21 protein-coding genes are annotated in these 23,059 nt (G+C 59.9%); 12 read left to right on the forward strand and 9 right to left on the reverse strand.

The features are described 5' to 3' along the window. The 5 genes from VG146_01150 to VG146_01170 form a co-directional block, all read left to right on the forward strand. The coding region (locus VG146_01150; GenBank protein ID HEV2390946.1) for a dihydrodipicolinate synthase family protein at positions 1-1,005 on the forward strand (1,005 nt) is incomplete at its 5' end. A gap of 14 nt (positions 1,006-1,019) precedes the next feature. Continuing rightward, positions 1,020-1,907 carry a GNAT family N-acetyltransferase gene (locus tag VG146_01155; GenBank protein ID HEV2390947.1) on the forward strand — a complete coding sequence of 296 codons (888 nt, stop codon included), beginning with the start codon at positions 1,020-1,022 and terminating at the stop codon, positions 1,905-1,907. 89 nt (positions 1,908-1,996) lie between these two features. Beyond that, positions 1,997-3,229: a DUF1800 domain-containing protein gene (locus VG146_01160; GenBank protein HEV2390948.1), complete on the forward strand. Its 1,233-nt coding sequence runs from the start codon at positions 1,997-1,999 to the stop codon at positions 3,227-3,229. Continuing rightward, on the forward strand, positions 3,226-3,474 hold the full coding sequence (locus tag VG146_01165) for a hypothetical protein (GenBank protein ID HEV2390949.1): 249 nt from the start codon (positions 3,226-3,228) through the stop codon (positions 3,472-3,474). Before VG146_01160 ends, VG146_01165 begins: the two co-directional genes overlap by 4 nt. Positions 3,475-3,477: 3 nt before the next feature. Beyond that, positions 3,478-4,812: a DUF1501 domain-containing protein gene (locus VG146_01170; GenBank protein ID HEV2390950.1), complete on the forward strand. Its 1,335-nt coding sequence runs from the start codon at positions 3,478-3,480 to the stop codon at positions 4,810-4,812. A gap of 51 nt (positions 4,813-4,863) precedes the next feature. Here the strand turns inward: VG146_01170 and VG146_01175 are convergent, their stop codons facing one another. The 5 genes from VG146_01175 to VG146_01195 form a co-directional block, all read right to left on the reverse strand. Further along, on the reverse strand, positions 4,864-7,887 hold the full coding sequence (locus tag VG146_01175) for an AsmA-like C-terminal region-containing protein (GenBank protein ID HEV2390951.1): 3,024 nt from the start codon (positions 7,885-7,887) through the stop codon (positions 4,864-4,866). A 12-nt stretch (positions 7,888-7,899) separates the two neighbouring features. Beyond that, a complete protein-coding gene (locus VG146_01180; GenBank protein ID HEV2390952.1) occupies positions 7,900-9,690 on the reverse strand; it encodes a DUF4340 domain-containing protein in 1,791 nt (596 codons plus the stop codon). 9 nt (positions 9,691-9,699) lie between these two features. Then, positions 9,700-11,205 (reverse strand): GldG family protein, encoded by a 1,506-nt coding sequence (locus VG146_01185; protein HEV2390953.1) that lies wholly within the window; start codon positions 11,203-11,205, stop codon positions 9,700-9,702. A 165-nt stretch (positions 11,206-11,370) separates the two neighbouring features. After that, complete coding sequence (locus VG146_01190) at positions 11,371-12,123, reverse strand: ABC transporter permease (protein ID HEV2390954.1); 753 nt, start codon at positions 12,121-12,123, stop codon at positions 11,371-11,373. Further along, positions 12,123-13,082, reverse strand: a complete 960-nt coding sequence (locus VG146_01195; GenBank protein HEV2390955.1) for an ATP-binding cassette domain-containing protein — start codon at positions 13,080-13,082, stop codon at positions 12,123-12,125. Before VG146_01195 ends, VG146_01190 begins: the two co-directional genes overlap by 1 nt. A gap of 304 nt (positions 13,083-13,386) precedes the next feature. Here VG146_01195 and VG146_01200 point away from each other — a divergent pair, with 304 nt between their 5' ends. The 5 genes from VG146_01200 to tsaD all read left to right on the forward strand — a co-directional run bounded on the left by VG146_01200 (position 13,387) and on the right by tsaD (position 19,128). Further along, positions 13,387-14,928, forward strand: coding sequence for a DUF2851 family protein (locus VG146_01200; protein HEV2390956.1), 1,542 nt, complete (start codon positions 13,387-13,389; stop codon positions 14,926-14,928). A 114-nt stretch (positions 14,929-15,042) separates the two neighbouring features. After that, positions 15,043-15,720, forward strand: a complete 678-nt coding sequence (gene thiE, locus VG146_01205; protein ID HEV2390957.1) for a thiamine phosphate synthase — start codon at positions 15,043-15,045, stop codon at positions 15,718-15,720. 21 nt (positions 15,721-15,741) lie between these two features. Next, positions 15,742-16,641 (forward strand): PfkB family carbohydrate kinase, encoded by a 900-nt coding sequence (locus tag VG146_01210; GenBank protein ID HEV2390958.1) that lies wholly within the window; start codon positions 15,742-15,744, stop codon positions 16,639-16,641. Between the two features lie 130 nt (positions 16,642-16,771). Further along, a complete protein-coding gene (locus VG146_01215) occupies positions 16,772-18,106 on the forward strand; it encodes a S41 family peptidase (GenBank protein HEV2390959.1) in 1,335 nt (444 codons plus the stop codon). Beyond that, positions 18,106-19,128, forward strand: a complete 1,023-nt coding sequence (gene tsaD / locus VG146_01220; protein HEV2390960.1) for a tRNA (adenosine(37)-N6)-threonylcarbamoyltransferase complex transferase subunit TsaD — start codon at positions 18,106-18,108, stop codon at positions 19,126-19,128. The genes VG146_01215 and tsaD overlap by 1 nt, the downstream gene beginning before the upstream one ends. A 21-nt stretch (positions 19,129-19,149) precedes the next feature. On the opposite strand, the gene VG146_01225 is transcribed toward tsaD, so the two are convergent. After that, a complete protein-coding gene (locus tag VG146_01225; protein HEV2390961.1) occupies positions 19,150-19,593 on the reverse strand; it encodes a response regulator in 444 nt (147 codons plus the stop codon). A 281-nt stretch (positions 19,594-19,874) separates the two neighbouring features. Between VG146_01225 and VG146_01230 the strand changes: the two genes are divergently transcribed. Next, a complete protein-coding gene (locus tag VG146_01230; GenBank protein HEV2390962.1) occupies positions 19,875-19,997 on the forward strand; it encodes a hypothetical protein in 123 nt (40 codons plus the stop codon). Positions 19,998-20,194: 197 nt separating this feature from the next. Here VG146_01230 and VG146_01235 read toward each other — a convergent pair whose 3' ends face one another. The 3 genes from VG146_01235 to VG146_01245 form a co-directional block, all read right to left on the reverse strand. Further along, on the reverse strand, positions 20,195-20,596 hold the full coding sequence (locus VG146_01235) for a PIN domain-containing protein (protein HEV2390963.1): 402 nt from the start codon (positions 20,594-20,596) through the stop codon (positions 20,195-20,197). Beyond that, positions 20,593-20,841, reverse strand: coding sequence for a hypothetical protein (locus VG146_01240; GenBank protein HEV2390964.1), 249 nt, complete (start codon positions 20,839-20,841; stop codon positions 20,593-20,595). Before VG146_01240 ends, VG146_01235 begins: the two co-directional genes overlap by 4 nt. Before the next feature lie 360 nt (positions 20,842-21,201). After that, positions 21,202-21,519, reverse strand: coding sequence for a hypothetical protein (locus VG146_01245; protein ID HEV2390965.1), 318 nt, complete (start codon positions 21,517-21,519; stop codon positions 21,202-21,204). Between the two features lie 67 nt (positions 21,520-21,586). On the opposite strand from VG146_01245, the gene gnd reads away from it, so the two are divergent. After that, positions 21,587-23,041: a decarboxylating NADP(+)-dependent phosphogluconate dehydrogenase gene (gene gnd, locus VG146_01250; GenBank protein ID HEV2390966.1), complete on the forward strand. Its 1,455-nt coding sequence runs from the start codon at positions 21,587-21,589 to the stop codon at positions 23,039-23,041. The last annotated feature ends 18 nt before the right edge of the window (positions 23,042-23,059 follow it).

Consider the following 23,059-nt stretch of genomic DNA (forward strand, 5'->3'; position numbering starts at 1 on the left):
CGCTATTACCTTGCCGCCGGCGCCGGCGGCGTGGCTGTTGGCGCGCACACGACCCAATTCGAAATTCGCGATAAAAAGGCGGGCCTGCTTAAACCCGTTTTTGAATTGATGGCCGAGGAACTGGCCCGGGCCGCGGTTCCAGCTCCCTTAAACCAATTTGGGCGCGGCGGGGTCAAAGCTCACGCTTCCGCAAAGGCACAAGAAAGCCGTGCGGTGCGGATTGCCGGTCTCTGTGGCGCCACACGCCAGGCGGTCGCCGAAGCTACTCTGGCTCGCGAATTGGGCTACGACGCCGGCTTGCTTAGCTTGAGCGCCTTGCGCCAGGCGACTGAAGAACAACTGCTCGCCCATTGCCAAGCCGTGGCGGAAATCATCCCGGTCTTCGGTTTCTATTTGCAGCCGGCAGTCGGTGGCCGATTGCTGTCGTTTTCCTTTTGGGGTCGCTTCGCCGAGATCGAAAACGTCGTGGCGGTCAAAATCGCACCCTTTAACCGATACCAAACCCTTGACGTCGTGCGCGCGGTGGCGGAAGCGGGCCGGGATGATATCGCTTTGTACACCGGCAACGATGATTCCATCGTGCTTGATTTGCTTACACCTTATCGTATCCGAACGAGTGGGCGCGTGGTCGAACGCCGGATTGTAGGCGGATTGCTGGGGCATTGGGCAGTTTGGACTCGACGTGCGGTGGAATTACAAGCCGAGTGCCGCCGAGTCGCCCTTAGCGGCCAAGCGGTTCCGCCGCAACTTCTCCAACGCGCTGTGGAGGTCACCGACTGCAACGCTGCATTCTTCGATGCGGCGCATCAGTTCGCTGGTTGCATCCCGGGCATCCACGAAGTGCTTCGCCGCCAGGGTTTGTTGGCCGGCCTGTGGTGTCTCAATTCCAGCGAGACTCTCAGTCCGGGTCAAGGCGAGGCGATTGACAGGGTCTATAAAGCTTACCCGCACCTGAATGATGACCCGTTCGTGGTCCGCAATCGGGACGAATGGCTGCGCGGCTGAAAAGTTCAAGGCAAATGGAATCCACTCGACCAGCCTTATGCCTGCGCAAGCTGACCTCGGCAGACCTGGCCTTCGCCGATTCTATTCGCGCACTCGCCGGTTGGAACCAAACCTTGGCAGACTGGGAGCGCTTCCTGGCAACGGACCCGGATGGCTGTTTCCTGGCGGAATGGAGAGGAACACCCGCCGGCACAGCCACGACTACCATCTACGGGGCGCAATTAGCCTGGATCGGCATGGTCCTGGTGCACCCGGATTTCCGCCGGCGCGGGATTGGTCGCGCGCTGCTGCAACACGCCATTGCATATCTGCACAACCGCGGCGTGCGCTGTATCAAACTGGACGCTACGCCCGAAGGCAAGCTGGTCTATGACGCACTTGGTTTTCGCACCGAGTGGACCCTCAAACGCTGGGCCGGCCGTCCTGGGGCGGCCAAGCGGGCCACCCCCGCGCCTGAACTCAGAGCGTGGCGGCCTGCGGACGCAGCATTCGTCGAACCGCTGGATACGGCGGCATTCGGCGTCTGGCGCCGGTCATTGTGGGTCACATTGGGAAGCGCCGGAGGCGTGGGTTTGGTGACTGAATCCAAAAATGGCGGCTTGGCCGGATTGGGCTTCGTCCGCCCTGGTTCGCAGGCGCTCCACCTTGGACCCGTGATAGCAAACTCGCCCGAGGTTGGCCTCGACCTGATCGAAGGGCTCATGGTCCGCGCGATGGAGGCGCGCAACCCCGGCGATACAATCTTTTGGGATATCCCCGATCCGAATGAGAGGGCAGTGTCGTGGGCGCAAGGCCACGTGCTCAGTGTCCAACGCCCTTTGATCCGAATGTTTCTTGGCGAGAACGCCACCCTGGGCGACCCACGCCGGCAGTTCGCCATCGGTGGTCCGGAGGTTGGCTGATTATCAGCTTGCGGGCTGGCCTGGGGTTTGCGTGGTGCGATGGGCAAATCATGAAACCTTTTGGAGGGGATTAACGTCTTTGATTATGTATGTTGCAGGCTTTGTCAAGGGATCGGTGGAATTTCACCACGGCGTCGCACCTGCTGAACCGCGCCGGTTTTGGGGGCACGCCGGGAGAGATTGAGAGGCTGGTGGCGCTGGGGCCGGAGAAAGCGGTTTCGTGGTTTGTGGATTATGAATCCACGCCGGATACGACGCCCAATCCCGAGTGGGCCAAGCCTGACCCGGAGCGTTTCGAGCGGCTGCGCGCGGCGCGGATGGCAGGACCTGAAGAGCGGCGGAAAATTCAACAGGCCGAGCAAAAGGGGCAGCGGGATCATTTTATCGAGTTGAAGGGTTGGTGGCTGGAGCGAATGGCCAAAGGCCCGAGGCCATTCCAGGAGAGGATGGTTCTTTTCTGGCACGGCCACTTCGCGACGAGCATGCAGAAGGTGCGGGATGCCTACCTGATGTGGCGTCAGAATGATTTGTTTCGCCGGCTGGCGACGGGCAAATGGCTCGAGCTGCTCACCGCCATGGGAAAGGACCCGGCGATGCTGATCTGGCTGGACGAGGCCCAAAGCCGCAAGGAGCATCCCAACGAGAATTTCGCGCGGGAGTTGATGGAGTTGTTCACCCTGGGCGAAGGCAATTACACGGAAAAGGATGTGACCGAAGCGGCGCGGGCCCTGACGGGTTGGTCGTACAACCGACGCGAGCAGGAGTTTATCGAGCGGCCATACTGGCATGACAACGGGCAGAAGACCATTTTCGGCCAGCAAGGGAATTTCAATGGGGACGATCTCCTGCGTTTGATTGCAGCGCGGGCAGAGTCCGCCCGATTTATTACCGGCAAATTGTGGACCTTCTTTGCCGGGTCGGAGCCCTCGGGGAGTTTGAACGAGGCGCTGGCGGCGGAGTTCAGGAATAAAGGAAACGAATTCAAGCCGCTGATGCGGACGCTGTTTCTTTCTGAAGAGTTTTATGCGGCGTCGATCATCCGCAACCAGGTCAAGAGCCCGGTCCAATGGCTGGTGGGCAGCGCGCGCATGCTCGAACGGGAGTTGCCCCCGCCGCTGGTTTGTTTCGGATTGACCCGCAACCTGGGCCAGGACCTGTTGGCGCCGCCCAACGTGAAAGGGTGGGATGGGGGACTGAGCTGGATAACGACCAACACGCTGCTGGCGCGGTATAACGAGGCAGCCATACTGGTCTGGTGCAGGGAGACAAGTCGATGCTGGCGGGGGGGCTGGCCAATCGTCCGGGGCTTGACCGGGCCATGAGACGCCGGTTCGCCCAATCCAGCGTGGGCGGGGTGGATGTGCGCAAATTGTTCTCCGACCAGGAGCTTGCCAGCCAGGATGGCCTGGTCGCGGCGCTCGAACGGCGCCTGCTGCAATCCAAACTCAAAGCCAAACAGGAGAAGGCGCTGCGCGATTACCTGGACGGCGAAGGCGAGCTGAACGACCAGACGGTTTTGAATGCCATTCGGCTGGTCATGGCGACACCGGAATACCAATTGACTTAAATTATGAAAACCGAGCCGACTTTCCAAACCCGGCGTGATTTCCTGCGCGCCACGCTCCTGGGCGGGGCCTTTAGCTGGACGATTCCAACGTTCCTGGCCAACACGCTTTCTGCGCTGCAGGCCGAAGCCGCCGATAAAGCGACGCAGGCGGTTACCGGGCGGGACGGACCGATCCTGGTGGTCTTGCAAATGGCCGGGGGTAATGACGGCTTGAATACAGTCGTGCCCTACACGAACGATTACTATCATCGCGCCCGTCCACGGATCGGGTTGAAAGGGGAGGGATTGCTCAAGCTCAATGACGAGTTGGCTCTGCATCCGCACCTGACCGGGTTCAAAGAACTGTATGACGCCGGGCGCCTGGCCATCGTGCAGGGCGCCGGCTACCCCAATCCCAACCGGTCGCATTTTCGTTCGACCGAAATTTGGCAGACGGCCAGCGACTCGAATCGGTTCGAGCGTTACGGATGGTTGGGGCGCTACTTCGATAATGCCTGCGCCGGGTGCGACCCGACTGTAGGGGTGAGCGTCGGGCGGCAGACGCCCCAGGCTTTTTTTGCCAAAGACCCGATGGGCATCAGCCTGGAAAACCCGCAGAACTATCGATTTCTGCCGCCGCGCGGCGAAGGGGCGCATGAGGCGCAAATGGTTGATGAATCTTTTCAAAAACTGAACCAGGCGGATGGGGATGTCTCGGCCAATTCCGGCGGGAGCATAGGGTCGATTCACGGGGCGGGGCGATTGAGCGGCGGCTCGGCGCTGGATTTTCTGGAACGCACCGCCCTGGAGGCGCGAGTGAGTTCCGACACGATTCGGGAGATAGCAAGCCGGAGCGAAACGCAAGGGGTCTATCCGGCGTCGCCGCTGGGGAATTCTTTGAAGCTGACGGCCAAGCTCATTGGAGGGGGGCTGCAGGCGCGGGTGTTTTATCTCTCGCAAGGGGGTTACGACACGCATACCAACCAGGTTGCGACGCAAAATCGGTTGCTGCAGGATTTGGGGGATTCGGTAAGAGCGTTTGTGGATGATATGGAAAAGCAAGGGAATCTCTCGCGGGTGCTGGTGATGACGTTCAGCGAGTTCGGCCGGCGCGTAGCGGAGAACGCCAGCGGGGGCACCGATCACGGGGCGGCGGCGCCGTTGTTTATGATTGGAAAGAAGCTCCAGGCGGGGTTGCTGGGGACATTCCCGAGCCTGGCTCCGGGGGACCTTTTCCAAGGAGATATCAGGTACACCGTGGATTTCCGGTCGGTGTATGCGTCGGTTTTGGAGAACTGGCTCAAGACGCCGAGTGTTCCGATATTGGGGAGGCAATTCCCTTTGCTGCACGTGGTGTAGGTAAGTTAAGTTTCCGACAAAGGGGTGAGATCGTTAGGGACTGCTCAATATTTAAGGGGGGGGAGGGGAGTTGGTGTGAGAGAGGCCGGGTTCTTCGGGCAGCAGGCCTTTCAAGCCGCGCAAGGGATGAAAGGGCAGGAGCATGAGTTTGGGCAGGATAAACACCGGCTCGCTCTTGGGGTCGTGGAGGGTGCCGGTCACTTTGTATTCGAACATTTTGGTCACCGGCCAAAAGACGGTGCTAACAATGGGGCCGACGAGCCACATATCGCGCAGGAGGGCGGCTTCGACTCGAGCGTTGAGCCGGCTTTGCAAATCGACAGTTCCGCGGTAATCCAGGCGCACGGGTGGAGAGCGGATTTCGAGGTCGTCGGAGCGCAGGACGCCGTTGGTGGCGACAAAGGTGCAGGTGGCGGCGGTGGCACGGCTGCTGCCCAAGCCGGGGGCGATGCCGTTGAGCACCGGGCTGAAGATGCCGAATAAGGGGATGTCCCAAATGACGCCGTCGCGCAGGTCCAGGGAGCCGTAGCCGAACACCGACTGCCAGTTCTCTGTATCGCCCTGGGTGACCGACAGGTTGCCGCTGAGGCGGCCTTCGAGGTGGTTGGTTCCGGGAGAGAGGTCGGCGGCGAGGAATTGCAAGAGGGCATTAGTGGCGCTGAGAGAGAACTGCAGAGCGGCGGGTTGGTTGGGATGGAAACGGAAGTTGGCGCTGCCCCAGGCGGCGCCGTCATAGAAATCAGCGCGGACGCCGCTCAAAGCCAGTTGGAGTCCCGCCCAATGGACGTGGCCGGTGATGTGGGGAGAGGCCAGCTTCCACCAATGAAACGGGCCTCCGTCGAGGTCAAACTCCAGATCGGCGCCTTCCTCGCCTTCCATTGGAATGATGCCGTGGACATGGGCGACGGGAGGGTGGTCGAAGTGATAGGGTTCGATGGCGCGAGCGATATGAGGACCGATGGCGCGAGCGACGAGCAAGGGGTCAGCGGTGCTAAAGCCGTTGGTGAGATAAACCAGGTGGACGTTAAAATCGGCGGCCAAGCCGTCGGCGCGCAAGAGTTGGGGGCCGAGCTGGACGAGAGGAGCGAGGCATTGGAGCACTCGATTGGTATATTGGAGGGCGGTTTGGAGGGAAGTTGCCGATGCGCCGCGCAAGGAAAAATTGGTTAAGGCAACGCGGGCTTTGAAGCCGGTGCGCTGTGGGTCGTGAAAGCGGCCCCAAACCTCCGCATCCAGAAGAGGCGGTTGGGAGAAGGAGATGAGATCGAAGGCGCGTTGTTGGGGTTGATCGAGCAAGGGTCGCAGGATGCGGGGATCGATGGAGCTGGAGAAGTGCCAATAGAAATCGTGGGTTAGGTCGCTGGCGTGGAGGAGGGCCTCGATGCGGCCCTCGGGGCGGGTGAGAGTGAGGTCTGGCAAAGACCAGGAGAGATTGGAATAGGCGAAATGGGAGCGGGCGGAGGCAACGGGGATGGTATTGAAAGAGCCGCCGTGTTCGAGAGAGAATTGGCCGTGGATTTGGAACGAGGGGCGGATCTCGGCGCGCCAATCCGGTTGGAGGTTGGTCCAGGCGGGCAAAGTGAGGGCGAGGTCGGCAGAGAGGCGAGGGGGTTGGTCCCAGGCGAGGGGTTGGAGAAAGCGGCGGCCACCTTCGGTGAGGAGGGCGTGGATTTTATGGGGGTCGAAATCGGAGGAAAGGGAAGCGTGTGCCAGGCGGGAAGCGACATTGAGGCCGGCGTGGGCGTTGAGGCTGCCTTGATAGAGGCGTGCTTCGAGGTTGGTGATGGTCAACAGCGGGGCGCGCCACTTGCCCGCGCAAGTGATTTCATCGACGACGATTTTTGGGGACTGGAAATCGGAGAGATGGCAGCGCCAATCGAGGAGGAAAGGCTGGAGGTTGGTCCAGAGCCCCCAGGCGGGGTCGGAGGCGGGAGGCAGATTGGTTGAGAGGAGGCGGTCCATGCTGCCGCTGAAATCCAGTTGAGCGGCGCTGCCCCAGCGGGATTGGACGAAGCCGCACTGGAAATGGCCCTGACCAGAAAGAGGGACGGGGTTGGTAATTGAGTGGACCCACTGAGCGGTGAACAAGGCATTGGTGCCTTGTGCCCACTGGGTATGGGCCTGGTCGGCGGAGAGGCGCAAGTCTGCGGTGACAAGATTGGTGGAGCCGGGGAGCGAGACGAGGTGGATGAGGAGGGCGAAATTGGTAATGGCGGCCCACCGGCTTTTGGCTTGGGCTGCTTCGAGGTTCAATTGGGCGCGCAAGGAGCCGTTGGTATCTGCGGGAAAGAGTTTTGCGGTGAAGCGGCCCTGGGAGACAGCGCCCCAAGGGGTATCGGCGCCGGGTGCGGTGAGGGCGATGCGGGCGGTGAAACTCTCGGGTGAGCGGGCATCGCCGGAGAGGTCCAGGCGCAGTTCGGGCGAGGCGGAGAAATGGATGCGGTCGAGAGTTTCGGCGAGGCGCCGGAGGCGGTTGGGCCAGACCTCGAGTGAAGGGCGAGCGTGGCCGGCAGGATGAAGGACCTTCCAATGGCGGAGAGCGGAGGCGTTGGTGATGATGCCTGAGAGTTGGATATGAGCGCCGGCGAAGGAGGCGCTGAAATCGTCCAAAGCCCATTGGTCATTGGGAAGGAAGCGGAGGTAAGTTTGGATGTGCTGGACAGAGAGGGCGTTGTCGGGCGGGTAGTCCGGCAGGGGCCAGGTCAACTGGCCGCGCTGCAAGACGAGGGCATCGATCTGGAAATGGAGGTGAGCCAAGGCGCGGAAGTTGAGCAGGAGGCGGACCTCGTTGACGAGGAGGTGAGGGCTGAGAGGCTGTCCGGCCTGGCCGAAGCGGACATTATCAGCGACGAAGCCCTGGTAAAAGCGGAGGCGCAGGCGAGAGAACTGGAGGTCGAGTCCGCGAGCCTGGAGGCGCTGGACTAGAGGGCGAGAAATCCAGGAAGGGAGGCCGACCTGGTTGAGATAGATAATGGAAGCCAGGAGGAGGAAGATGAGGAACCAGAGGGCAATACGGCAGCGCCTGAAGCAGAGGAAGCAGAGTCGCCAGAAGGGTCTGTGATGAGGATGGCCCATTGGAGGAGAGGTTCACGGGGCCGCGAGGTAGGCAGCGATGTCGCGGTAGAGGAGCCAAGGCAGTTCGAGGAACCAGGGTTGGCCGTCGAAGGAGACGGCGGCGTAGCGGTTGCCGGAGGGGGCATCGCCGCCGAATTGGATGGAGGCTTTCTGTCCATTCTTGAGGTCGAAGGTAACTTCGTAGGGAGGGTTGGTGAAGCCGAAGCGGGAAAAGTTAGTGGGGCCGAAGCCGGCCCAGTCGGCGGCGGTGGCCTGGCAGAGGCCACGAACGGTTTCCTCAAGAGGGATATCATCAACGACGCCCTGAGAACCCGGTGCGAGGGACCATTTGTAGGCCTCGGCGCGGAGGATGGAGCGTATTTTGCCGGCCTGGTGGATGGTGATGCCGGCGATGTCGTTGGTAGAGAAGGACCAAAGCTTACGTTCACGCAACTGGTAGGGGGCGTAAGGGAGTTTGGCGAAATCATCCGGGCTGACGGCATAGACGGACGTTTCGTCGGCGCGTCGGGCATAAACGCGGTTGGGCTGGTTGGTGGCGAAACCGAAATAGAGGTCAGCCAGGAGGGTATTGGTAGTGGAAGAAGGGCCGGGGGCGGCTTTGAGGATGTAACGGCGGGCGGGGGGGTCCAGGCCATATTTGGGCCAATCCGGGGCATTGACGACGTCTTTAGCAAAATCGATGATTTTGAGGTTGCCCATGAGAGAGAGGCAATCCTGTACAGCGGTGGCATCGGCGGGGAAATTTTCGGGCAAGACGCGCCAGGAATCGTTGGTTGGGTTAGCGACGAGAGAGAAGGGGTGGTCCTGGGCATGGACTTCGAGCGTCTGGACGGGTTCGGTGAGGGTCAGGAGGTGCGGGTCGCGGAAATCATTAGCGGAGATCCCGCGCCATGGGGCCAGGGCATTGGTGGTGACGGTGACGATGGTATTTTGATCGGCGCGCCGGGCATAGATTTGTGAGGGGTCGTTGGTGGCGATTTTGCCGAACTGGAGGAGGACGGGCGGGTTGGTGCCGTGGGCCAGGGCGAGTTGGGTATCCGGGTTGGCGAGGCCAAAGGAATCGAGGTCGGCTTTAGGGTCATCGGAAACGAACTGGCGAACGCGGAGGGCGTGGAGGCGGCGGAGGGAATCCTCGATGCGGGCGTTGTCAGCGCGAGCTGGGAAGGGATCGACGACGCGCCAGAGGAGGTTGGGGTCCCGGCGGAGGACGAAGGCCTTGGAGTTATTGGTGACGGCGATGCGGTCGAAGGGTGCGTCGAGGTTAAGCAGGGTGGTATCGCGCCAGTCGTTGGCGGAGCGGGGGATGAGTTTGAGGAGAGAGGCGTCCACGACGAAGGCGCCTTCGTGTCCAACGACCTCAAGGAAGAGCTGGTCACCGGGGGGAGTTTTATCGCCCAGGAGGACGTGGATGAGGTAATCGCCCTGTTGAATGAGGATGGAGGCCTGTGGGGAAGCGAAGCCGAACTCTTCATCGGCGTTGGTATGGGCGCGGAGTTCGGACTCGGAGATGGAGGCGGCGGCGGTGAGGTTGAGGAGGCCTTTGAGGAGGTCGTCGATGGAGGCGGCCTGGGCAGGGTAAACCAAGGGCTCGGTCAACTGCCAGGCGGCATTGGTGCGGCAGGCGCGGATTTCGAGTTGGCCGGGGCCGGGGCGAACCTGGATGGAAGTGACATCGGCAGGGGCGAGGTTGGGGAGGATTTTTAGGGCGCCCGAGGCATGATGGAAGTTGCGCTGGAAGAAGAAGATGAAAGCAAAGAGGCCAGAGGCGACGAGGAGCCAGAGCCAGGTATTTTTGAAACTCATGCCGGGGCTTTATCTTCTGCGGCGCAACCAGACGAGAGAGCCGAGGCCGAGGATGGAGCCGGGCATGGCGGCGAGGAGAATCCATTGGGCGCCCTGGAGTTGGGAGCGGGTCATGAGGAGTTTGTATTCGGTGACAGGGCGCGGGCCGACGCCTTCGAGGAGTTGTGGGCGGTCGAGGAGCCAATTGGCGGCCAGGACGCCGAAGTCCCGATTGGCTGCGGAGTCGATTTGGTGGTTAGCGAGGAAGATGGAATCACCGGAAACGACGATACGGGTGGTGCCGCGCTCGGTGGTGAGGCCTTTGATGTCGCCTTTCTCGACAGCGACGATGAGCGGGAAGGCCTGATGGTCACGGGGGTTGGTGTCTTTGATGAAGGAATTGGGGCTGGAGAAGGCGAGTTCCTCGACGTGCGGCGCATCGGGAGCTTGGGAGCGGGAGTGGATTTTGCCGATGGAGCGAGGGAGGATAAGCTGGAGGCGGAGGTCCTGGAGTGGGTTGACGATAGGATGATTGCCGAAAGTATCGACGATAACATCGGAGCCGGCGATGGAGTGGTCGGGGTGTTCGGAGATGATGTTGGTGGTGACGTTGACACCCCATTTGGCGAGCAGGGGCTCGAGGCCGGTATCGCCATTTTTGAGGGAAAGGACGCTGAACAGGGCAAAGAGGCGCCCGCCCTGGTTAAGGTATTGATCGATGCGGGCCAGTTCGGAGGGTTCGAGTTTGGAATTGGGGCCGGCGATGACCAGGAGGTTGCAATGCTGGGGGTCGAGAGGGGCGTTGGTGCCCAGGAGATTGACGGGGAGTGGTTGAATATAATTCTCGCGGAGGGCGGAGGCGAACTTGACGTAACCGACGCTGTCATCGCCGTCGTCGATCTGGTGTTCGCCGTGGCCGATGAGGAACCAGGTCTGGAAGGGGGCCGGGTTGCTGACAAAGATGAGAGCGGAATCGAAGGCGCGTTCGCCGGCAAAGGCGACGGGCTTGCGGCGGAACTCGCGCTGGGTTTCGTTGGGGACGCGTTCGAGGGCGTATTGGGCGATAGCGGCGCCATCGACGGGTTTGACGCGGCCCTGACCGGCGTCAAAGATGATGAGGCTTTTGGCGGTGGGCGAGGCGAGGAAGCGGTATTTGAGTTTAAGCTGCTGAGCGGCGCCTGGGTCGCGGTTATAGTCGATGATTTGTATGGAGAGGTTGCGATTGACGGCGCGGTATTCGTTGAGGAGATCGACGATGGGTGTGAAGAAGGGGTCGTCGCGGTCATAATAGACGGTGACCTTGACCTGGTTTGTGAGGGAATGGAGGAACTGAACGGTGCGCGGTGCGAGGGTGGTTTTGGCGTTGGAATTGACATGCCAGCGGTGGAAATAATCGTGGCTGAGGTAATTGACCATGACGACCACGGCGAGGACAACAAGGACGACCAGGACGACGTTGAAGCCGATGGCCCACCTGCGGAACGGGGAGAAGCTGGGGGGGGCTTTACTGGGAGGGCGGTGGGATGGAATGCTCATAGAGGAGGCCTCTTCCCGGCCCTCGCCCCCTGGGAAGGGGAGAGGGAGAAACATCGGCATATTAGAGGTGATGGAATGCTCACAGAGAACCCTCTCCCCTGCCCTCTTCCCTTGGGAAGGGGAGAGGGAGAGGCATGGGCGAATTGAAGGTGTGGTTCATGTATGCTATTTCCAGCGGCGGCTCTCGACTACGCGGAGGGTCAGGAACAGGAAAAAAAGCGTCAGGGAGACATAGAGCACGACGGGCCGGCTATCGATGACACCGCGGGCGAAGTCGTGCATTTGGTCGAAAAAGTTCAAGGATGACAGGACCTGAGTTTGCCAGGTGGCCTGGAGGGGGATATGGGAGGCCAGGACACTGACGAGAAAGAGGCTGCCGCCGAAGACGAGGGAAATCATGGCGGCGGCGACCTGGCTGCGGGTGAGAGCGGAGGCGCAGAGGCCGAGGGAAACAAAGAGGCAGCCCAACAAGACGATGCCCAGGAACGTGCTGGCGAGGGTGCCGGGGTCCAGAGCGGCGGGGTCGGAGGTATAATGGCGCACGACGAGGAGGCAGAGGAGGAGGGGGAGCCACATCAGGAGGAAGAAGACGATGCCGGCGGTGAACTTGGCCAGAACGACCTGGAGATCGCTGACGGGGGTAGTCATGAGGGTTTCGAACGTGCCGGTAAACTTTTCCAGGGCAAAGAGGCGCATGGTAATGACCGGGGTGGCCAGGAGGAGGATGAGCCAAAAGAAGGGAGTGATATAAAAGACCTCGGTGATGGGCATGGTGGTGGGTTCCTGCTGGAGGTTGACCAGGAGGACGACAAAGCTCAGGCCCAGGAGGAAGACAGAGGCGGCGATAATGAGGTAGCCGGTGATGGAAAAGAAATAACCGGCCAACTCGCGGCGTGTGAGGGTGCAAAAGGCCTGCATCAGTGGTCCTCCTCGTCGGGGCGAGTGACCTGGAGGTAGATGTCTTCGAGGGAATGGCTTTTGCGGGTCAGTTCGCGGAGGGGCCAGCCGCGTTCGCGGGCGAGGGCAAAGACGCGGGGGCGCAGGTCCAAGCCGTTGCGCGGGGTGAGGGCGCAGCGGAAGAAATCGCCCTCGGCGGCGGAGACATCAAATTGTTCGATTTCGGGCATTTCGAGCCAGCATTGGCGGAGGTCGGCCAGGGGGGCGGCGATTTCGGCGAGGACCTGGCTGTTGCTGCTCATGAGGCGCTGGAGGTTTTCGGGGGTGTCGGCGGCGAGGATTTTGCCTTCATACATGATGACCATGCGGTTGCAGGTCATTTCGGCCTCGGGCAGGATGTGGGTGGAGATGAGGACGGTATGGGCCTGGGCGAGGCCCTTGATGAGCTGGCGCACGGAGCGGATTTGGTGCGGGTCCAGGCCGATAGTGGGTTCATCGAGGATGATGAGTTCGGGTTCATGGACGAGGGCATCGGCCAGGCCGACGCGCTGGCGGTAGCCTTTGGAGAGCTGGCCGATGATGCGGCGCGAGACCTCGGTGAGGCTGCATTGTTCCATGACACAATCGACGCGGCGCCGGGAGGACTTGACGTCCAGCCCCTTGAGACGGGCCCTGAACTTGAGGTATTCGCGCACGCGCATGTCGGCATGGAGCGGGTTGTTTTCGGGCATGTAACCGATGCGGCGGCGCACTTCGTTGGAGTGGTGAAAGACATCGAGTCCGGCGACGCGCACGGTGCCGGAGGTGGCAGGGAGGTAGCAGGAGAGGATGCGCATGGTGGTGCTCTTGCCGGCCCCATTGGGGCCCAGCAGGCCTACAACTTCTCCGCGCCTGACCGTAAACGAGATGTTCGACACAGCGGTTTGACCGGCATACCGTTTGGTCAGGTTCGCCACTTCGATCATCAATTCATCGTTCATGGATGCAACCCAATCTCAATTGTAAGCAGGAACGGGCTGGGTGAGCCAACACAAAATGAAAGAGGGGAAGAATTCACATAGATAACAAATCTTCAATGCTCAATTTTTGGCGCCTGGTGACCCGGGGAGAGGGGTCCCTCTTTACAGTCCATCCAACGGTCCTCCCGGTAATGCTCGATGATCGATGCTCATTCATTGAGCATTGAGAATTGAGCATTTTTTATTTTTCATTTCGGCCCTTTTTCACCCGAAACTCAACCCACTCCATACAAAGCTCATTGACATAAACGGCCACAGGAGGCACATGATTGGCCCGGTGAGGCTGATGCTGGACAACTTTTACGCCGAGGCCCGCGTGCGGTGTGGCGCGGTGCTCGTGCTGCAGGAGGACGCCCAATCCCCGCCGGAGCGGCTCTTGCAAAGGATTTGGCAACATCAACGTTTGCTGCGCGATCAATTGAAGACCTTGGACGGCCAGCCGCTGCGCATTCTTCATCCGGGCTTTCATAACGTCGAGAGCGGGCCGGATTTCCGTGGAGCGGTGGTGCAGTTTGGGGACGAGCCAGCCCGTTCGGGCGATGTCGAGTTGGATTTGCGCGCAAATGGGTGGCATGCGCATGGCCATGACCGCAACCCGGCTTTCGCAAATGTAATTCTGCATGTGGTATGGGACGCCGACCCGCCCGCAGGCCCCAGTAGCGGTCGGCCAGTATTGCTGCTGCGCCAGGTCCTGGATGCTCCTCTAGGCGAGCTGAGCTTGTGGCTGGGCGGAGAGGCCAGTTCGGGGCTGCCGGAGCAATGGCGTGGCCGTTGTTGCGCGCCTTTGGGGGGATTGAAGCCGGCCGAGCAACTCGAACTGCTGCACCAGGCGGCCCAGGTGCGGCTGCGGAGCAAGGCGGCGCAATTCCAGGCGCGAGCGAGGCAGGAGGGCTGGGAACAAGCGCTCTGGGAGGGGCTGTTTCGAGGGCTGGGGTACAAGCATAATGTGTGGCCGATGCAACGGCTGGCGGAGCTGCGCCCACGCTGGGGGTTGATTGCGGGTGAGGAAGCAGGCCGCCTGGGGCGGGACCGGGTTTCGGGCAGGGGCGGAGGAGGCGGAGAGGGCGGCAATCCGGGCAGGGCACAGGTGATGCAGGCGCGTCTGCTGGGTTTGAGCGGGTTATTGCCGGTGGAGTTAAAGGGTGGCCAGGCAGGCACGGACCGATATGTGCGCGGGCTTTGGGACAGTTGGTGGCGTGAACGGGATGGGTTTGCCGAGGCGATTCTGCCGCGGGGGTTGTGGCATTTGCACGGGATGCGTCCGGCGAATCATCCGCAACGTCGGCTGGCCTTGGCGTCGGGGTGGGCGGCGGGGGGATGTGTGGCGTCGAGGCTGGAGGGATGGTGCGCGCAAGAGGGGCCGGAGAGGGCGGTGGGGCAAAAGCTGCACGAGTTGCTGGAGTTGGCCCCGGACGAGTTTTGGTCGTATCATTGGACGCTGAGTTCGCGGCGACTCAGGAAGGCCCAGCCGCTGCTGGGGGCGAGTCGGGTAACGGACCTGGCGGTGAATGTGGTATTGCCGTGGCTGTGGGCGCGGGCGTTGGAAGGCAAAGCGGGCGGGGTACAGGAGGGGCTGGAGGGGCGGTTTATGCGGTGGCGGGCGGCGCAGGACAATTCGGTGCTGCGTCTGGCGCGTGAGCGGCTTTTAGGGGGCGCGGGGCTGCAGTCGTTGCCGGGGGCGGCGGCGCAGCAGGGGTTGATGCAAATTGTGCGGGATTTTTGCGAGCACTCGAACGCGGTGTGCGACAATTGCAAGCTGCCGGCGCTGGTGAAGGAGATGTTTGCAGGGAAAGGGAAAAGGGATTGATTAGCCGCAAAAGAACGCAAGGAACGCAAAGCCAAGGGTCCTCAACGCTACACACCCTGTTTCCTACGGTCTTGCCGCCGAGCGCGCTTCTGACTACAACTGCCTCTGTTTTGGATGAAACCGCTCCAGGAATGCAGGCTTTATGCGTTTGTTGATACGAGCTACCTCCATGGCCGGAGGCCCCAACAAATCGCCGCGCAGCTTTGCGCAGGGGGCGCCGACCTGATTCAGTTGCGGGCCAAAGGGGCTTCCAAAGATGAAGTCCGGCAGATGGCCGAGGCGATTCTGCCCGTGACCCGCCGGGCGAATGTGGGTCTTATCATCAACGATCACCTCGATATAGCGATTGAAACCGGGGCGGATGGTTGTCACCTGGGCCAGGAGGATTTCTTCGGGGGGGGCCACACCCGGGTTTCTGAATTATTTGCCGGGCAAGCGGGCAAATCGTTTCCGAACTCCAAGGTGCGCATCGGCCTGAGCACCCATTCGCCCGGACAGGCGCTCGAGGCGCATGGTGCAGGGGCGGATTATTTAGGGATCGGGCCGGTCTATTCCACCGGGACCAAGCCGCAGGCCAAACCTGTCACGCTCCAATACGTCCGCTGGGCTGCAGGGCATTTACTGGCAACCATTCCCTGGTTCGCCATTGGGGGAATCGATTTAGGCAACCTCGATGACGTGCTGGCGGCGGGAGCGACACGGATTTGTGTGGTGTCCGCAATCCTGAACGCTGAAGATTTGACAGCGGCCTGCCGGGCCTTTAAAGAGCGGTTGTGTTTTCCTAAACTTTAGAAGACAGATGGACTTGAACCTATGAGTGTTTTGATTGTCGGCTCGACAGCGCTTGATTCGATTAAGACTCCGACCGCCGAAAACCCGCGTCTGCTGGGCGGCTCGGCCAGCCACGCGGCGGTGGCCGCCAGCTTCTTCAGCCCGGTCAGGCTGGTTGGAGTTGTTGGGGAAGATTTTCCAAAACGGTATTTGCAGGTCTATCGCCGGAACAAAATCGATCTGAAAGCCCTGCAGATTCTGCCCGGTAAAACCTTTCATTGGTCGGGGGAATACGAGGCCAATATGAACAACCGGCGCACGCTCCTGACCGAATTGGGGGTCTTCGAAACCTTCAGCCCGACCCTGCCCAATTCGCATCAGAAGGCCCCGTTTGTGTTGCTGGCCAATATCGCGCCGGGGCTTCAACTGCACGTTCTGGACCAAATGCGGCACCCCCGATTTGTGGCTGCCGATACGATGGACCTCTGGCTCAATATAGCCCTGCCGGACTTATTGAAGCTGCTGAAGCGATTGGACGCCTTTGTCCTCAACGACAGCGAAGCTCACCAACTCACCCAGGAGGAGAACCTCTTCGGGGCATTAAAGAAAATCCATAAGCTCGGGCCCAGGTACGTAGTGATTAAAAAGGGTTCGCACGGTTCGCTGCTCTCTGGTCCGCAGGGATTGTTCATTTGCCCGGCGTACCCCTTGCGCAAGGTTGTCGATCCAACCGGAGCGGGCGACTCGTTCGTTGGGGGGATGATGGGGTATCTTTCCAGTTGCGCAGGCTCAGTGGAGCGGAACATCCGGCGCGCGATGATCTACGGAACAGTCGTGGCCTCCTTCTGCTGCGAAGGCTTTGGGCTGACGCGCACAATGCGCATCACTCGCCGCCACATCGAAAAGCGCGTCAAGGAGTTGGAGGCCCTGACAAGATTCTAGCCTGAAGGCCAAAGGCCTCCTCTATGCCAGCCCAGGGTGTTTCGGTTGAAAGCCGTTTAGGCCCTTTTACCCCGCCTTGCAAACTCTCTGTGTGGCCTATATTGTGCTGCCAGACTGATTGAAGTTTTTTATGAAACGACGAGTAATTTACGGGGTGGTGTTGGTGGTTCTGAGCATCAATTTGATTATCGGAGCGCGCGTCTATTTCAGCACCGCCCAAGCCGCTGAGAAGGATTCGCCCTATCCGAGTTTGGAGCTTTTCTCCTTCGTGATGGAGAAAGTGCGCAAGGACTACGTTGATGGCAAGAATCTGACCTATCAAGACCTGGTGTATGGAGCGCTTAAGGGGATGCTCAATACCCTGGACCCACACAGCGAATTCATGGAACCTGAACAGTACAAGGAACTTCAGAATGATACCCAGGGCGCCTTTGGCGGTTTGGGCATCGTAGTCTCGATGCGAGACAACTTCATTACTGTCGTCGCCCCGATGGATGACAGTCCCGGCTTTAAGGCCGGCATTATGTCCGGTGACAGGATTATTCGGGTGGACGGGAAAAGCACAGAAAAGTTGGGGCTGCAAGAGACGGTAAAGACGCTGCGGGGGGACCCTGGGACCGACGTGCGACTGACTATTTTTCGGCCTTCAACCAGCCAGGTCAAGGAGTACAAATTGACGCGCTCGGTCATTAATGTCGATATGGCCAAAGACATCAATGGGAAAAAGGAGTTTCCATTAGGCGAGAACAAGATCGGCTATGTGCGCCTGGTTCAGTTTGGAGAGAAGACCAGCGACGAACTCGAGGCGGCGTTGAATAAGCTCAAGTCCGAACATATGCAGGGCTTGATCCTGGATTTACGATGGAATCCCGGCGGATTGCTCGAACAGGCGGTGGATGTATGCGAGAAGTTCCTCCCCCGAGGCACCCTGATTGTAACAACCGAAGGCCGTAACCCTGCCCAGGATTCAGAACACCGCGCCACCGGGAGCGGAGATGAGTTGCACGATATGCCGATGGTTGTGCTGGTGAACGGGTACAGCGCCAGCGCCTCGGAAATTGTGGCGGGCTGCCTCCAAGACCTCAAACGCGGCATTATCCTGGGCGAGAAGACCTTCGGCAAAGGGTCCGTGCAAAGCATCATGCCATTGAAAGACGGTTCGGCATTGCGCCTGACCACCGCAAAGTATTACACCCCAAGTCACAAAGTCATTCATGAACGCGGCATTACTCCCGACATCATCGTGCCAGTCACCGACGAGCAGGACCGCGATATGCAACTCCAGCGGGCGCCGGGCGGTTTGCAAAGCCTGGAGCAACCCGAGCGTGATCGGCTAGAGCACCTGCAGGACCCTCAGATCGATCGGGCAATGGACCTGCTGAAGGGCATCACCCTGTTCACGCAGCGGACACCCCTGGCGGACAAACGGGTAGCCAGAAACGAAAAGGTGCCTGTCCCGCAGTAATGCTGCTGGCATTCGAGACTTCCTGCGATGAGACCAGCGCGGCGCTCATCCAGGGAGGACGTGTGCTGGCTAACATGGTCTCATCCCAAGTCGGCCTGCACGCCGAATATGGCGGGGTCGTGCCGGAGTTGGCAGCGCGCGAGCATCTGCGCAACCTCCTTCCCCTCTCCGCCGCAGTGCTGAAGCAGGCCGGTGCCGGGCCTGAACAGTTGGATGCAGTCGCCGCGACGCAAGGCCCGGGTCTTCCCAGCGCTCTGTTAGTGGGCTTGAAAGCGGCCCAGGCCCTCGCATTTTCTTTACGCCGTCCATTCCTGGGCGTTCATCATCACGAGGCTCACCTCTATTCCCCCTGGCTGCAAGGCACCCCGCCCGTCGCGCGCTTTGAAGAACTCGAGCCCAATGTGTCGCTCGTTGTGAGCGGAGGCCACACCTTGCTGGTGCAGGTCTGCGGTGAATTGGACCATCGCCTGCTGGGCTCGACGGTCGATGACGCCGCCGGTGAGTGCTTCGATAAAACTGGCAAGCTGATGGGTTTGGCCTACCCGGCGGGGCCGGAAATTGACCGGCTGGCTGAGAAGGGAAACCCGAAGGCCTTTGAGTTTCCGCGTCCGATGATTCATGAAAGCAACGATGATTTCAGCTTTAGTGGTTTGAAAACCTCGGTTCGATATTTCTTGCGCGATAATCCCGGCCTGCTGCGCGAAGACCAAGGATTGCGGGACCTGTGCGCCAGCGTGCAGAAGGCGATTGTGGATGTATTGGTGAGCAAGACGATGCGCGCTGCCAGACGGTTAGGCGTCAGATGGATCACCGCCTCCGGGGGGGTGACGTGCAACCGTGCATTGCGCCAGGAGCTGACCGCCGCTTGCGAGCGCGAAGGTTTTAAGCTCCTCCTGGCTCAACGCGCGCTGTGCACCGATAACGCCGCGATGATTGGGGTATTGGCTGAACGACGCCTATTGCGCCAACCGGCTGGCACGTCGTTGGACCAAGACATTCGTCCCAACTGGGGAATTGACTGAGCGCCTAAGCGGGCTGCGCTTTCAGGCGTGAGAAGCTACTGGATTGGGATGGCCCAGGTAAGCCGTCGTGAAATTGCGGTCAGTGATCCTCTGGGTTCGAACCGATTCGGGTTCGGCAAGCAACTCCCCAATGGTTTGCAACAGTAATTGCAAATCCAGGGGCTTTTCCATCAACGCATCAATCCCGCGCTCGACGGCATTTCCATATTGGTTGGGCCAAGCGGTGATGGCAACTAACGGGACCAGGCTATTGAAGCGGCTGATTTGCTCGAATGCCTCCCAGCCGTGGTGGTCCGGGCTCCTCAAATCCAGCAACACCAGGTCTGGTTCAGCGGCGCGGAATTTGGAAACCGCTTCGCTCCCTCCGCCGGAGCGCAGGGTCATGTAACCGGCCACTTCCAGCACGCGCCCAATCATCTGGCGCACCGAAGGGTCGTCGTCCCCTATCAGAATCTTCTTTTTCATCGCAAAAAAAACCCCTGTGGCCGGTCGCGGGCGTGAGCCGAGCCACAGGGAGCGGTGGGTCGCCGCTAAATTCTTTTCTCCTACGGCAGCCGAACATCTCGGACTGACTGACCTGAGTTCCTTCCGCAGGTTCGGGTTCTCGGTCTGCGCTCGAAGAACCCGGCAACCTCTTAGCCTAAACCATGCCAAAGTTTCTTACCTTCTTTTTTGCGGCTTTTCGCCTCTTTTCCTGTGATTCCAGCCCACAAACCCCCATCCATGCGATAAGTTTCTTTCCAGGTATGGTAACTCAGTTATCCGTCGAGCGCATCGAGCTGGTGTGGTGGTTGATAAGCGGCCCGGACCCCAGCTTCGTCCAGAAAATAATCAGGAGAAAAGGCCGAAATCATTTTGTCGATGGCTGAGGGCGTCAGTTGAATAACAAAAGCTAGATCGTGTGTGGTGCGTGGGACTGACCTCCTGAAATGCCATTCAGGGCAAAGTCACACACCGGTTTTCAAACGATAAGCCGAAAGTCAGCGTTCGCCTGTTCTCGCCCTGAATAAAACATTGTGCGCTGGGCTTAAGCCCTTTCGAAGGGACCCGGAGTGGCTTTTCTGCCTTAAGGCGTCAGTATCTCGATGTCCGGCGCCACATGGTGAAAATGGGAGGGGTTCCGTGTGACGATCTGGAATGCCCTTTTGCGGCGGGCAAAGCTCGCGTGCAAGGAATCGTAAATTCCCCCGCCCATTACCCCCCGGCTACGTGCCTCCCGAATCGATGCTTCGTAGTCCGCTAACGCCAATGGTTCGACCTCAATTGAAGTACGAAGCCCCAGAGTCAAATCGGCTGCAGCCTCCGTCGGGACCTTGTAAAACCCCGTTAGAGTTGCGAAGGTTTCGGCCAACGCATGAGCATTCGAGAACGGCTGTTCCGAATCCTCCAGTGCCGAGAGGCAGGCCATATGTTCTGGATGCGACTCCAATACGGCTCCGACTATGATACCGGTATCAAGAAAGGTCATCGAGTGTAATGCCGTGATTGGTTAACCGCCTCCTCGATTGGTGTAGTGGGCACTGCACCGGTCCAAACCTTGAGCTTCCCGCGTCTAATAATGCGCCCGGGAGCATTGTTCTCCATTTCCAACACGATCCGCCCCGGCGTTGCCGAAACGATAAGTTTCTGCCTTTGCGGGATTCCGGCTGCGCGCCGCAAGTCACGAGAAAGCACGATCCGGTTGGATGCGTCGAGTTCAACGGTTGTTTTCATGCCATTAGTATGGCGTTGTTGTGGCGTATTTGCAAGCTTCACGAGCGGTCCTCCTTCGCTAAAGCTTTGAAGGACACCATCCTTCGCCCTCTGCTGCGCTGCGGGCGAGCGAAGGGCTGAACGAACTCAACGACGAAAAGGGCATTCCGGGAGAGCTGGCCGAAGCGGAATTAAAAGCCATTAGCAAAGCATTTCGAGCTCGAAAGCCGAAATGAGCCAATTCCTATTAGCGCCAGCCGCCAGGTCGGACATCTTCGAAATTTGGAATTACTACGTCTCCGAGGTTGGCAACGCGGAATTGGAGTTTCAGAGTGCCGTCAGCCGCGGCGGCTGACTCGGCATTGGGGCTACTAATTCGAGTTATGCCGCCTCGGGCAGATTGGCTAACTGGAGTGAGGCCGGGAATTCTCCCTGCTGCGCCGCCGAGATTTCATCGGCGGTCAATTCCCGGCTTAGGTGATGCCGGAGGGCAGAAAGAAGCGCATTATCCTGGTGGCCCACGCCAAAGATTTGGTCGGCCAGCGCCTCCAGGTTCCTTTTGAGGACTTCGGTGCGGTGGAGCGCGAGGTGCAACGCGTGCGCGCGGCCGTCCGATTGGTCGTGGCCGGATATGGCTTGCCGGAGTGCGGCTGCCTCAGCCAAATTGAGCCCCCCCATGAACCCGGAAAGCCTCAACATGGCGATTTCTCTGGCGGATGAGCCCCGTTTTTGTATGGTGCCGCCTTTGATAGGAAAGGACTGATTTATGGAACCAAGAGCTGATATCGCCCTTATCGGGCTGGCCGTCATGGGCCAGAACCTCATCTTAAACATGAACGACCACGGCTTCACCGTCGCGGCCTTTAACCGGACGGTGTCGAAGGTTGATGATTTCCTGAACAAGGAAGCCAAAGGCACTCAGGTGATCGGAGCCCATTCGCTCGAAGAGATGGTTGGTCTTCTCAAGAAACCGCGCCGCGTGATGTTGATGGTCAAAGCCGGAAAACCTGTGGACGAGTTTATCGAGCAACTATTGCCGCTGCTTGAAGCGGGCGACATCATCATTGACGGCGGCAATTCGCTATTCGAAGACACCATTCGCCGGGCGCAGCACGTCGAATCCAAGGGCCTGCTGTACGTCGGCACGGGAGTTTCTGGCGGCGAAGAGGGGGCGAGGCATGGTCCGAGCATCATGCCGGGCGGTTCGCCGACGGCCTGGCCGCATGTGAAGGACATTTTTCAGAAGATAGCTGCAAAAGTGGATGATGGCGCGCCCTGCTGCGATTGGGTGGGAGAAAACGGTGCAGGCCATTACGTCAAAATGGTGCATAACGGCATCGAATACGGCGACATGCAGCTCATCTGCGAGGCCTACAACCTGATGAAAATGGGCCTGGGCCTGAGCGCACCGGAAATGCATGACGTCTTTGCCCAGTGGCAGCAAGGCGAACTCAACTCGTACCTCATCGAAATCACCCGCGACATCCTTGCCTTCAAGGACAGCGACGGCCAGCCGCTGGTAGATAAAATCCTCGATACGGCCGGGCAGAAAGGCACGGGCAAATGGACGGTGATTTCATCGCAGGACCTGGCCACGCCCATTACGTTGATTGCCGAGGCGGTCTATGCGCGGATGTTATCGGCCCTGAAAGAGGAGCGCGTGATTGCAGCCAAAAAGCTGCGCGGCCCCAAGCCGGCCATCAAAGGCGAGCGCGCCCGGATTATTGAGGAAATCCGCCAGGCGCTCTATGCTTCGAAGATCATCTCCTACGCGCAGGGCTACATGCTGATGCGAGCGGCGGCCCAGCAGTATCATTGGAAACTCAACTACGGCGGCGTGGCCCTGATGTGGCGCGGGGGTTGCATTATTCGCAGCGTGTTTCTGGGCAAGATTAAAGAGGCCTTTGACAAACATCCAAAATTGACCAACCTGATGCTCGACCCGTTCTTTCGCAAAGCCCTCAATGGCTCCCACCGCGCCTGGCGCAATGCCGTGGCGGCTGCGGTCAAGAAGGGCATCCCCGTGCCGGCTTTCAGCACCGCCTTGTCTTTCTATGACGGTTATCGAAGCGAACGATTGCCGGCAAACCTGCTTCAGGCCCAGCGCGATTATTTCGGCGCCCACACTTACGAGCGTCTCGATCAACCGCGCGGCCAGTTCTTCCATAGCAACTGGACCGGACACGGAGGGGCCGTGTCGTCGGGAAGCTATACGGCTTAGACCGTGACACGTTTGAGC

This window comes from Verrucomicrobiia bacterium, from assembly GCA_035946615.1.
Classification (GTDB): domain Bacteria; phylum Verrucomicrobiota; class Verrucomicrobiia; order Limisphaerales; family UBA8199; genus DASYZB01.

Excerpts from the sequence above, each read along its gene's own strand:
- VG146_01155 (HEV2390947.1), top strand. The coding sequence starts at position 1,020 with ATGGAATCCACTCGACCAGCCTTATGCCTGCGCAAGCTGACCTCGGCA.
- VG146_01160 (HEV2390948.1), top strand. The coding sequence starts at position 1,997 with ATGTTGCAGGCTTTGTCAAGGGATCGGTGGAATTTCACCACGGCGTCG.
- VG146_01165 (HEV2390949.1), top strand. The coding sequence starts at position 3,226 with ATGAGACGCCGGTTCGCCCAATCCAGCGTGGGCGGGGTGGATGTGCGC.
- VG146_01170 (HEV2390950.1), top strand. The coding sequence starts at position 3,478 with ATGAAAACCGAGCCGACTTTCCAAACCCGGCGTGATTTCCTGCGCGCC.
- VG146_01175 (HEV2390951.1), bottom strand. The coding sequence starts at position 7,887 with ATGGGCCATCCTCATCACAGACCCTTCTGGCGACTCTGCTTCCTCTGC.
- VG146_01180 (HEV2390952.1), bottom strand. The coding sequence starts at position 9,690 with ATGAGTTTCAAAAATACCTGGCTCTGGCTCCTCGTCGCCTCTGGCCTC.
- VG146_01185 (HEV2390953.1), bottom strand. The coding sequence starts at position 11,205 with ATGAGCATTCCATCCCACCGCCCTCCCAGTAAAGCCCCCCCCAGCTTC.
- VG146_01190 (HEV2390954.1), bottom strand. The coding sequence starts at position 12,123 with ATGCAGGCCTTTTGCACCCTCACACGCCGCGAGTTGGCCGGTTATTTC.
- VG146_01195 (HEV2390955.1), bottom strand. The coding sequence starts at position 13,082 with ATGAACGATGAATTGATGATCGAAGTGGCGAACCTGACCAAACGGTAT.
- VG146_01200 (HEV2390956.1), top strand. The coding sequence starts at position 13,387 with ATGATTGGCCCGGTGAGGCTGATGCTGGACAACTTTTACGCCGAGGCC.
- thiE (HEV2390957.1), top strand. The coding sequence starts at position 15,043 with ATGAAACCGCTCCAGGAATGCAGGCTTTATGCGTTTGTTGATACGAGC.
- VG146_01210 (HEV2390958.1), top strand. The coding sequence starts at position 15,742 with ATGAGTGTTTTGATTGTCGGCTCGACAGCGCTTGATTCGATTAAGACT.
- VG146_01215 (HEV2390959.1), top strand. The coding sequence starts at position 16,772 with ATGAAACGACGAGTAATTTACGGGGTGGTGTTGGTGGTTCTGAGCATC.
- tsaD (HEV2390960.1), top strand. The coding sequence starts at position 18,106 with ATGCTGCTGGCATTCGAGACTTCCTGCGATGAGACCAGCGCGGCGCTC.
- VG146_01225 (HEV2390961.1), bottom strand. The coding sequence starts at position 19,593 with ATGAAAAAGAAGATTCTGATAGGGGACGACGACCCTTCGGTGCGCCAG.
- VG146_01230 (HEV2390962.1), top strand. The coding sequence starts at position 19,875 with ATGGTAACTCAGTTATCCGTCGAGCGCATCGAGCTGGTGTGGTGGTTG.
- VG146_01235 (HEV2390963.1), bottom strand. The coding sequence starts at position 20,596 with ATGACCTTTCTTGATACCGGTATCATAGTCGGAGCCGTATTGGAGTCG.
- VG146_01240 (HEV2390964.1), bottom strand. The coding sequence starts at position 20,841 with ATGAAAACAACCGTTGAACTCGACGCATCCAACCGGATCGTGCTTTCT.
- VG146_01245 (HEV2390965.1), bottom strand. The coding sequence starts at position 21,519 with ATGTTGAGGCTTTCCGGGTTCATGGGGGGGCTCAATTTGGCTGAGGCA.
- gnd (HEV2390966.1), top strand. The coding sequence starts at position 21,587 with ATGGAACCAAGAGCTGATATCGCCCTTATCGGGCTGGCCGTCATGGGC.